The organism is Candidatus Nitrospira neuquenensis (assembly GCF_979578155.1).
The window spans coordinates 96,694-105,949 of record NZ_CEFZDU010000006.1 but is presented as its reverse complement, the minus strand read 5'-3'; the positions used below and the strand labels follow the sequence as shown (position 1 = coordinate 105,949).

Annotated in this window: 8 protein-coding genes and 2 rRNA genes; 7 read left to right on the top strand and 3 right to left on the bottom strand. The window is 67.1% G+C overall.

Annotation, left to right across the window (positions count from 1 at the left end; genetic code table 11):
• The 3 genes from AC1U7O_RS03520 to AC1U7O_RS03510 all read left to right on the top strand — a co-directional run.
• Positions 1 to 991, top strand: a 23S ribosomal RNA gene (locus tag AC1U7O_RS03520); the annotation flags it as partial.
• A 139-nt stretch (positions 992 to 1,130) separates the two neighbouring features.
• Positions 1,131 to 1,247: ribosomal RNA gene (rrf, locus tag AC1U7O_RS03515) — 5S ribosomal RNA — on the top strand.
• Between the two features lie 140 nt (positions 1,248 to 1,387).
• Positions 1,388 to 2,380 carry a hypothetical protein gene (locus AC1U7O_RS03510; protein WP_479893188.1) on the top strand — a complete coding sequence of 331 codons (993 nt, stop codon included), beginning with the start codon at positions 1,388 to 1,390 and terminating at the stop codon, positions 2,378 to 2,380.
• Between the two features lie 310 nt (positions 2,381 to 2,690).
• Here AC1U7O_RS03510 and AC1U7O_RS03505 read toward each other — a convergent pair whose 3' ends face one another.
• The 3 genes from AC1U7O_RS03505 to AC1U7O_RS03495 are packed head-to-tail and all read right to left on the bottom strand — an operon-like array spanning position 2,691 to position 5,441.
• Complete coding sequence (locus tag AC1U7O_RS03505; RefSeq protein ID WP_479893187.1) at positions 2,691 to 3,716, bottom strand: D-alanine--D-alanine ligase family protein; 1,026 nt, start codon at positions 3,714 to 3,716, stop codon at positions 2,691 to 2,693.
• On the bottom strand, positions 3,713 to 4,789 hold the full coding sequence (locus AC1U7O_RS03500) for a putative zinc-binding metallopeptidase (RefSeq protein WP_479893186.1): 1,077 nt from the start codon (positions 4,787 to 4,789) through the stop codon (positions 3,713 to 3,715). The genes AC1U7O_RS03505 and AC1U7O_RS03500 overlap by 4 nt, the downstream gene beginning before the upstream one ends.
• Positions 4,790 to 4,811: 22 nt before the next feature.
• Entirely contained in the window at positions 4,812 to 5,441 is a 630-nt protein-coding gene (locus AC1U7O_RS03495) for a carbonic anhydrase (RefSeq protein WP_479893185.1), read from the bottom strand.
• 206 nt (positions 5,442 to 5,647) lie between these two features.
• Here AC1U7O_RS03495 and AC1U7O_RS03490 point away from each other — a divergent pair, with 206 nt between their 5' ends.
• The 4 genes from AC1U7O_RS03490 to AC1U7O_RS03475 are packed head-to-tail and all read left to right on the top strand — an operon-like array spanning position 5,648 to position 9,137.
• On the top strand, positions 5,648 to 6,427 hold the full coding sequence (locus AC1U7O_RS03490; protein ID WP_479893184.1) for an ABC transporter permease: 780 nt from the start codon (positions 5,648 to 5,650) through the stop codon (positions 6,425 to 6,427).
• Positions 6,427 to 7,188: an ABC transporter ATP-binding protein gene (locus AC1U7O_RS03485; RefSeq protein WP_479893183.1), complete on the top strand. Its 762-nt coding sequence runs from the start codon at positions 6,427 to 6,429 to the stop codon at positions 7,186 to 7,188. Before AC1U7O_RS03490 ends, AC1U7O_RS03485 begins: the two co-directional genes overlap by 1 nt.
• A gap of 9 nt (positions 7,189 to 7,197) precedes the next feature.
• Positions 7,198 to 8,205, top strand: coding sequence for an MlaD family protein (locus AC1U7O_RS03480; protein WP_479893182.1), 1,008 nt, complete (start codon positions 7,198 to 7,200; stop codon positions 8,203 to 8,205).
• Complete coding sequence (locus AC1U7O_RS03475) at positions 8,205 to 9,137, top strand: tetratricopeptide repeat protein (RefSeq protein ID WP_479893181.1); 933 nt, start codon at positions 8,205 to 8,207, stop codon at positions 9,135 to 9,137. Before AC1U7O_RS03480 ends, AC1U7O_RS03475 begins: the two co-directional genes overlap by 1 nt.
• The last annotated feature ends 119 nt before the right edge of the window (positions 9,138 to 9,256 follow it).

The following is a 9,256-nucleotide window of genomic DNA, read 5'->3' as shown; positions in this document are numbered from 1 at the left end:
AACTATAACGGTCCTAAGGTAGCGAAATTCCTTGTCGGGTAAGTTCCGACCTGCATGAATGGCGTAACGACTGGAGCGCTGTCTCGGGGAGTGACTCAGCGAATTTGTTGTTCCGGTGAAGAAGCCGGGTGCCCGCAACTAGACGGAAAGACCCTGTGCACCTTTACTACAACTTGACATTGGGTGTTGGACGAGTCTGTGTAGGATAGGTGGGAGGCTGCGAAGCGGGGCCGCTAGGTTCCGTGGAGCCGACCTTGAAATACCACCCTGACTTTTCTGACATTCTAACCCGGTCCTGTCATCCAGGACGGGGACAGTGTCTGGTGGGTAGTTTGACTGGGGCGGTCGCCTCCCAAATAGTAACGGAGGCGCCCAAAGGTTCCCTCAGGCTGGTCGGTAATCAGCCGTCGAGTGTAAAGGCAGAAGGGAGCTTGACTGCGAGACTGACAGGTCGAGCAGAGACGAAAGTCGGGCTTAGTGATCCGGTGGTTCTGCGTGGAAGGGCCATCGCTCAACGGATAAAAGGTACGCCGGGGATAACAGGCTGATCTCCCCCAAGAGTTCACATCGACGGGGAGGTTTGGCACCTCGATGTCGACTCATCGCATCCTGGGGCTGAAGCCGGTCCCAAGGGTCGGGCTGTTCGCCCGTTAAAGCGGTACGAGAGTTGGGTTCAGAACGTCGTGAGACAGTTCGGTCCCTATCTGTTGTGGGCGGAGGAGATTTGAGAGGGGCTTTCTCTAGTACGAGAGGACTGAGAAGGACGGACCTCTAGTGTGCCGGTTGTCGCGCCAGCGGCAGTGCCGGGTAGCTATGTCCGGTGGGGATAACCGCTGAAAGCATCTAAGCGGGAAGCCTGCCTCAAGATAAGATCTCCCGGGGCGCAAGCCCCCTGAAGGCCACTCGTAGACGACGAGTTTGATAGGCTGGGTGTGGAAGGGCCGTAAGGCCTGAAGCTAACCAGTACTAATCGGCCGTGCGGCTTAACAATACTTTGCTCCTGATAGACATGGTCTTTGAGAATCGGCGAATGGATCATTGCCGGTTGCTGGATTTGACGAAGCTGAACAAGCGGAAGCTTTCTTCGATCGTCAAATCAGCAATGACTCAATGAATCAATTCTGAGAGTTCCCGGTGGCCATACCGGAGGGGTCACACCCGTTCCCATCCCGAACACGGAAGTTAAGCCCTCCAAGGCCGATGATACTGCTGCTGTGAGGCAGTGGGAAAGTAGGACGCTGCCGGGATGTTTACAAAGGCCCGCTGGACGCAAGCTCAGCGGGCCTTTTCTTTTTCAGATCAGGCGGAGATCAGCAATGAGGAACTCCACCGTCGTTCCTCGTCCCATGGAGATCGTCCATTGCGCGGCCGGGAGCAGGACACGGCCATGAAACTGCAGGATCTCGTCAATGCCAGGCCCAGCGAGGCCCTGGCCGTGCTCAGCGCCATGCGTCATGTGGCGACCCTGAAGGGGGCAAAGCCGCTGACCGAAGCCGGGCGTGGGTCCCTCCTGGCCGCGTCACGGTACGTTTTCTGTCTCGAGGACGGGGTGGATGTGGATGGACTCGCCCCGGTCACGCCGTCGGAATTGGCGGCCGCCCTGTCGGATACCGCACTGGCCGAGTGGGCCACACGATTCCTCGCCGTGACGGCCCTCGTGGACGGGGTGCTCGAGGAGGACCGCATCGGGCTGGTGCTCGAGTATGCGGCTGCGCTCCGGGTGCGGGAGGAGTATCTGACGCAGCTCGCCGAGGCGGCGCGCGGGAACCTGGGCTGGGCCCTGGCGGACATGACGCGCCAGAACATCAGGAGTCTCTGGGAGCAGCCCTGGCGAGACGACGAGGACATCATGGCGCTGATCCTGCCGTACCAGGGGGAGCGGGCCGATCCGGCCCTGGTCGCCCGGCACGAGGCGCTCGGCTCCCTGCCGACCGGCACATTCGGCCGGGCCTACTGGGAGATTTATAAGAAGAACGGCTACGCATTCCCCGGTGATCCCAACGGTGTCAACGAAGCCTTCGCCCGCCCCCACGATTCCACCCACGTCCTCAGCGGCTACGACACGACGCCGCAGGGGGAGATTCTCGTCTCCACCTTCACCGCCGGCATGCATCCCAAGCTTCCGCTGGAGGGCCACATCCTGCCGGTGATCTTCAGTTGGCATCTGGGGATCGAGATCAACAAGTTTGCCGGTTCGGCGCGTGGAGCGCTGGATCCGCAGAAGTTTTGGGTGGCCTGGACGCGGGGCGCCGTGGTCTCGGTGGACCTCTTCGCGCCCGGGTGGGACTTCTGGTCGGTGGTGGAGGAGCCGGTCGAGTTGGTGCGGCAGAAGTATCACGTCCCGCCGCTCGACCCACGCCATGCAGCCAGTGGCCAGTGAGCTTGCGGGGCGGGAAACGGGAACCTTCACAATTTCGGGTTCGTCGTCCCGCCCATCGGCCGCCCGACTCCGCAGGCTGGCCCGGCCGCCGACGAGAAATTCCGTCGACGGCGCCATCGGCGCCTGACCGGTCGGCTGATTCCCTCGGACCAGCGGGGACTCCGCCGGCGGCACGATCTGCTTGATCCTTCCGGTGACGTCGAGATCCAGACTCACGGGCATGCACGCCACTCTCGGGGAATCGTCGCCCCGGGGGCAGGGGGAAGGTCTGGGGGTTGAGGGCAGGGACGGACGGGCCACGGGGACCGGCCTACGCCACCTGGCCCGGCTGCCAACGGAGGCCGATGTTGAGGATGCGCTGGAGTAGGACCGGGTAGGCAATCCCCGCCTGCTCGGCAGATTGGGCGAAGTCCTCGTCCCGGGCGATCTGGGGGTTGGGGTTGGCCTCCAGGACGTAGATCGCGCCCTGCGCGTCGAGCCGCAGGTCGATGCGCGCATAGCCGGTGAGGCCCAGATTGCGGTAGACCCGCCGGGCGAGCCGCTGGATGGCGCCGCCCAAGCCGTTGGGGAGGTCCTTGGCCGGGCCGGAGGCGATCCCGTACTTGACCTGGTATTTCCGGCTCCACTTGACCCGCTCGGTGGCGATGCGTCGGCATTCCTCCGGCATCCGGTCCATCACGAGCTCCCACACCGGCAGGACCTGCATCTGCCGTCCGCCCAGCACGCCCACGTAAAGCTCTCGCCCCTCGATGTACCGCTCCACCAGCGCGCCGGTCCCCACGCTGTTGTGGATGAAAGCGACCCGCTCCTTGAGCTTCTCGTCGTCTTCCACGATCGAGGCTTGGGAGATACCGAGCGAGGCCTCCTCCGAGATCGACTTGACGATCAACGGGAAGGCCAGCCGCTTGGGCCGTCTGGCCGCGTCGCCGAGCGGGCAGACGAAGAAGTCCGGGCTGGCGATGCGGTGGTAGGAGAGGATCTTCTTCGTCAGGCTTTTGTCTCGCGCCAGCATGAGACCGCGGGGGTTACAGCCCGTGTAGGGCATCCGCAGGAGCTCGAGATAGGACACCACGTTCTGGTCGTAGACGGCGACGCCGTCGAACTCCTCCAGCAGATTGAAGGCGATGTGCGGCTTCCAGTCCTCGATGGCGTTCCGAATGACGCTCAGGTCGCTCCTCAGCCCCAGCGGGTGGACCTCGTGGCCCATCTCGCGCAGCGTCGTGACCACGTCATATTCCGTCTTCCACTCGACCGTCGTGGGATCCACCCCTTCCGCCAGTTTCTCCGGCGGGACCAGATCCTCGTGCATGAGCACCAGCACCCGCAGCTTCGTCATAGCGCCACCCGGTGCCGGCCACTGTGCAGGTAATTCATCGTCTGGACCGTGAGCAGGATCGTGAAGTCCAGCTTGGCCTGCTCCTCCGGCACGGCGAGCCGCAGGTTCAGCTCCCGGCAGCGCGCGATCATGCCTTCCAGCACCTGATCGATCGTGTACTGGTATTCGCCGGTCCAGGCGGCCACCTTGCGGCGGACTTCCTTCCGCACGCGGCTCAGGAAGCTGGCCGCCGTCCGGCGGTCCTTGAGCTCGGGCGCGTCCGAGAACAGGCGCCGGAGGTCGCGGTCGTAGAAGGCGGGATGGGTCAGTCCGTAGTGCTCCCGCTTCGCCTTGTAGTGTTCCCGCAGGGTTTTGTTCAGGCTGGAGAGCGGGTCGACGGGAGGCTGGGGGGGCACGATCGGAGGCGTGCCGGCGAGTTGCCGCATCAGCCCGTCCATGTACTCGAGCTTCTTCAGCGCCGGCCAGCCCGCATACCGCTCACGCCACAGCGAGCCGGGGGTCAGCCACACGGCGAAGGTTTCCGCGAAGTCCTCGTCGGGGTGGCTCTGGGCGTACCAGGCGTCGAGGTGGAGCACGAAGCTCTTGCTGTAGGGCTTGGGGGCATAGTAGTCCGGGTAGGGCTTGGACGACCGGCCGAAGAGCGCCTGGCGACGCCGCCGGCGCCGCAGCCGATAGGCGTTCTCGATCGCGTGACCGGCCTCGTGCCGGAGAATGCGCATGCACCAGTCCGGTGTTCCACCCTCGACCTCCAGCATCTGGTTCAGCTCCAGCCTGGCCAGTCGCGGGTGGACGAGGTAGAAGGGGATGGCGATGCCCGGGACCCCGTCCGGCGTGAACCACTCGTCCGAGAGCCAGTAGTGGGGACGAAAGACCAGCCCCTGGGCCGCAAGCTCCTCGGCCAGGCGGTGGATCGGCGCCTCGATGGGGCTGTCCTCGATGTGGAGCGGCAGGTCGCAGAGCCGGACCTCCAGCAGCCGCTCGTCGGGCCACGTCGCCCAGTCGGGGTCCAGGGGCGGACCGGCGGCCGGCGCCGGCTGTGCCCGGGGGAGGCCCGTGTCGGATGCCTGTTCCATGGGCGCGCGTCCTCGCGGCGGGCTACGGCTCGCGTCCACCCTCCAGCCTCACGAACTCGCCTCGGGCGTCCTGGTAGGTCCAGATCTCGGCGGTCGGGATCGCGTACACCCACCCGTGCAACGACAGCGACTTTCGGCGGAGGCCGGAAGCCACCGTGGGATGGGTTTTCAGATGGTCGAGCTGGCTGCGGACGTTCTCCTGGATCGTGGCGAGCAGCAGGGCGTCATCCTTCAGGTGGGTGTACTGCTCTCGGACGATGCGGCGCGTGCTCTCCGCCTGCACCATCCAGTTCCGCAGCGCTGGCAGGTCCTGGATCAGGTCCGGGTACAGCAGGGCCTTCATGGCGCCGCAGTCGGTATGACCGCAGACGACGATGTGTTTCACGTGCAGGAGGCCGACGGCGTACTCGATCGTCGCCGTCGTGCCACCCAGCGTGCCGGAGTAGGAGGGCACGATGTTCCCCACGTTGCGGAGGATGAACAACTCGCCCGGCTGGCTCTGGGTGAGGATCAGGGGGTCCATCCGCGAGTCCGAGCAGGTGATGAAGAGGATGCGCGGCTCCTGCTTCTCCGACAGCTCCCGGAACAGGTCCCGCTGGGCCGCGAAGACCTCGGACTGGAACTTCCGCACACCGACGATCAGCTTGTCCATGCAGGGTCTCCGGGAGCGCGCCCGCCGCCCGGCGGCGGGCGATTGGCGGGGAGCTTAGAGGAAGAGCGGGGCTCGGTCAAGCGCGGCGTCCCCCATTCGTTGCAATGCCGGACCGATTCTCCTACAATCGCCTCTCCCCGGGCCCTCCACGCCGCGCGGTCCGGAGGGGTGAGGCGCGCAGCGGCGGACCAGGGGCGGTTCCGGCCATGCTCGTCGCCGTCGGCCAGCGGGTGCTCGATGCGTACGGCTACGTGTCCAACCTCGCCGCGCTCGTCTACGGAGGGTTCCGCGAGCTCCTGTCGCCGGGTCGCCACGGGCGCGGCGAGTCCTTCCGGGTCATCGTCCGGCAGATTCTGTTCACCGGGGTGGACGCGCTCCCGGTCGTCAGCGCCATCGCGCTGATGCTCGGCTTCATCATCATCACCCAAGCCGGCACGCAGCTACCACGCGTCGGAGCCGGCGGTCTGGTCGGCACGATCATCGTGGTGGTGGTGATCCGCGAGCTGGGGCCGCTCGTCACCGCCATCATCGTCGTGGGCCGCTCGGGCACGGCCATCACGACCGAGCTGGGCTACATGCGCGTCGGGCGGGAGATCGAAGCCCTCGAGCTGATGGGCATCCGGGTCATGCGGTTCATCGTGATGCCCCGGATGGTCGGCATGATCCTGTCCATGATCTGCCTGACCCTCTACTTCGACGCGGTGGCCGTGCTCGGCGGCTTCCTCGTCGCCCGGGCCAAGCTGACCGTGCCCTTCGACGTCTTCGTCGAGGCGATCACGCGATCGCTCTCGCTGACGGACCTCGCCGTTACCGTCGGCAAGGGCGCGCTGTTCGGCACCGCCGTGGCCGCCATCTGCTGCCACCACGGGCTGTCGGTCGGGACCTCCTACACCGAGGTTCCGCAACAGACGACGAAGTCCATGATCAACTCCGTCACGATCTGCCTCCTGCTCGACATCCTCGTGACGGTCACCGCCTACTTCTGATGGCCGCCGTCGAGCTGTCCGGCGTATCCGTGCGGATGAACGAGGAGGGGAAGCAGGCCGATTTCACCCTCAGCGTCGAGCGTGGCCAGCTCGCGGCCTTCGTCGGGCCGAACCGTTCGGGAAAGAGTCTGATCCTCAAGCTGTGCGCCGGGCTCGTCGTTCCGGATGGCGGGACGGTACGGGTTCTGGGCCGGGACCTCGCCGAGCTGACCGAGGATGAGTGGGATGCCTTCCGGCTCCGCATGGGCGTCGTGCTGCAGCCACCAGGGCTCCTGAGCAACATGACGGTCTACAACAACGTGGCGCTGCCGCTGCGCTACCACCGGGCGCTGCCCGAGCCGGACATCGAGCGGGCGGTCATGACAAGGCTGGAACCGCTCGGCCTGGCCTCCGCGCGCAATCGATTTCCGGCCCAGCTCAACCAGGGCGAGGCGCGGGCGGCGGCCATCGCCCGGGCGTTGATCATGGACCCCGACCTCCTCCTCCTGGATGGCCCGGGGGAGGGCCTGGACGCCGAGATGGAGGCCACGCTCGGCGAGCTGCTGGCGGGGGCGCGTCGGGACCGCGCCCTGACCATCCTGGTCACTCTGCACGATTACTCACCGCTCCTGGAGTCGGTCGATCGGGTGGCCTTCGTGCGGGATGGTCGGGTCGAGCGGATGGGCTCCTACGCGGAGCTGCTCGCGGGCGCGGACCAGGGCATGAAGCCCTACCTGGCCCCCGGGGCGACCGCCGGCAAACATTCCACAAGGGGAGCATGAGGTGTTGCGATGAAGATGCACTATTCGCATGGGCTGTCGGCGAACCGCATCGCGCAGATCGTCGGGGCCTTCGTCATCGTGCCCATGATCGCGCTGGCGGTCGTCGGCATCTTCATGGCCAAGTCCGCCGATCTCTTCGAGGACAAGTTCGTGCTGCACACCAGCCTCACCAATTCCTACGGGCTGGAGCCGGGCGGGCCGGTCCTGATGTCCGGCATCCCCGTCGGCAAGGTCCTGTCCGTGTCGTTCACCCCGCAGGGAGCGATCGACGTGTCCTTCGAGCTGCTCGGCCGGTATCGGGACCTGATCCGCGAGGACTCGGTCGCGACCCTCACCAAGAGCATGGTGGTCGCCGGGGCGACGCAGGTCGAGATCTCCATGGGCAAGGGCAAGACCCCGGTGACGGACGGCGCGACCATCAAGACGAACGAGCCCAAGGACTACCTGGCCATCCTCGACGACCTCAAGGGGCAGTTCGACCGAGAGGTCAAGCCGGTCATCGAATCCGTCCAACGGACCGTCGCCGAAGTCGAGGCCGTCACGAAGGACGTCCACCAGGCCGTGCAGACGGGCAACCGCATCCTGGCCGACGTCGAGAAGGCCTCCAAGGCCCTGCCCGTCCTGGTCGCCTCGGCGGAGCGGACCGCGACGCACGTCGAGCGCGCGACGGCGAGCCTGCCGGAGCTCACCGCGCAGGTGAAGCGGACGCTGGCCACCGTGGACGGGGTGACGGGGGACGTCCGCAAGGCGACGGTCAAGCTGCCGGCGATCATGGACGCGGCCCAGGAGGCGGTCGACAACGTGAAGGCCACGACCGCCGCCGTCAAGGGCGCGACCAAGGACCTGCCCCGCATCGTCCACACCGCGCACGCCACGCTCGACGATGTGAACACCATCCTGCGCGGCGCCAAGCGGACCTTTCCCGTCAGCGCGATGGTCAAGAATGCGGAGCCGCCGGCGGAGGGCGGAGGGGGCAACGGGCTGGTCAGCCTGCGGGGGGACCTGGGGTCACGGTGATGCCGGTCCGACCGACAGCCGGCCTCCTCCCGGTGGCGCTGCTCCTGGCCGGATGCGCCGGCGGGCCTCCGGAGGACCCCAGCGTCCTGGCCGGCAAGGTCCGCGACCTGCACCGGCAGGGCCGGCATGCTCTCGAGCGCGGCGAGCCGGCGGCGGCCCGCGAGGCCTTCGAGGAAGCCCGGCGGCTGGCGGAGAGCCTGGACGACCTGCCCGGGCTCGTCCAGGCCCTGAACGACCTGGGCACCGTGTCCGCCCAGGAGGGAGAGGCCGCCGCGGCCGTCGGGCTGCACCGTCGCGCTCTGGCCCTCGCCCGCTCGACGGGCCGCGCGGACCTGACGATCGAATCCCTGACCCAGCTCGGCACCGCGGTCCAGCTCGACGGTCGCGGCGAGGAGGCCGCCTCGCTCTACGACCAGGCGCTGGCACTGGCCCGGACCGAGCAGGACCGTCGCAGCGAAGCCGTCCTGCTCAACAACATCGGGCTGTTGGACAAGGCGGCCGGGCGGCTCCAGCAGGCCGAGGCGGCCTTCCGCTCGGCCCTCGCGCTCAACCAGACCCTGGGCGACCGGCGGGGGCAGGCGGCCAACCTGGCGAACCTCGGGCTCGCGGCGGAGGAGGCCGGGCGGCTGGCCGAGGCGCGCGCCCGCTACGAGGAGGCCTTGGCCCTCGACAAGGCCGACGAGCACCGGGCCGCCATCGCCGGCGACCTGGCCGGCCTCTCCCGGATCGCCGAGAAGCAGGACGACAAGGAGGCCGCCTTCGGCTTCGCCCAGCGCGCCTACTGGACCTACCGGGCGATCGGCGACGTCCGGCGCGCCGCCGTCGAGCTCCAGCGGGCGGCAGCGCTGTCCCGTGCCCAGGGCCGCACGCACGAGGCGGATGCGCTGGAGAGCGAGTTGAAGGAACTGCCGCCCGCCGCCGCGGTCCCCTGACCCCGCCCGCCTCCGTTGACTTTTTACTGGTTTCCTTCTATCGTGGGCTCCCCTTCATTCGGATCGTGCTTCGTGGTCCCATCCTGAGCCTCGGCCGGGGCGGATGTGCAGGGAGCCGT

What these genes read in the sequence shown, in the direction of transcription:
- AC1U7O_RS03500 (WP_479893186.1), bottom strand. Translation starts at nt 4,789, where the DNA reads ATGGAACAGGCATCCGACACGGGCCTCCCCCGGGCACAGCCGGCGCCG.
- AC1U7O_RS03480 (WP_479893182.1), top strand. Translation starts at nt 7,198, where the DNA reads ATGAAGATGCACTATTCGCATGGGCTGTCGGCGAACCGCATCGCGCAG.
- AC1U7O_RS03495 (WP_479893185.1), bottom strand. Translation starts at nt 5,441, where the DNA reads ATGGACAAGCTGATCGTCGGTGTGCGGAAGTTCCAGTCCGAGGTCTTC.
- AC1U7O_RS03510 (WP_479893188.1), top strand. Translation starts at nt 1,388, where the DNA reads ATGAAACTGCAGGATCTCGTCAATGCCAGGCCCAGCGAGGCCCTGGCC.
- AC1U7O_RS03485 (WP_479893183.1), top strand. Translation starts at nt 6,427, where the DNA reads ATGGCCGCCGTCGAGCTGTCCGGCGTATCCGTGCGGATGAACGAGGAG.
- AC1U7O_RS03475 (WP_479893181.1), top strand. Translation starts at nt 8,205, where the DNA reads ATGCCGGTCCGACCGACAGCCGGCCTCCTCCCGGTGGCGCTGCTCCTG.
- AC1U7O_RS03490 (WP_479893184.1), top strand. Translation starts at nt 5,648, where the DNA reads ATGCTCGTCGCCGTCGGCCAGCGGGTGCTCGATGCGTACGGCTACGTG.
- AC1U7O_RS03505 (WP_479893187.1), bottom strand. Translation starts at nt 3,716, where the DNA reads ATGACGAAGCTGCGGGTGCTGGTGCTCATGCACGAGGATCTGGTCCCG.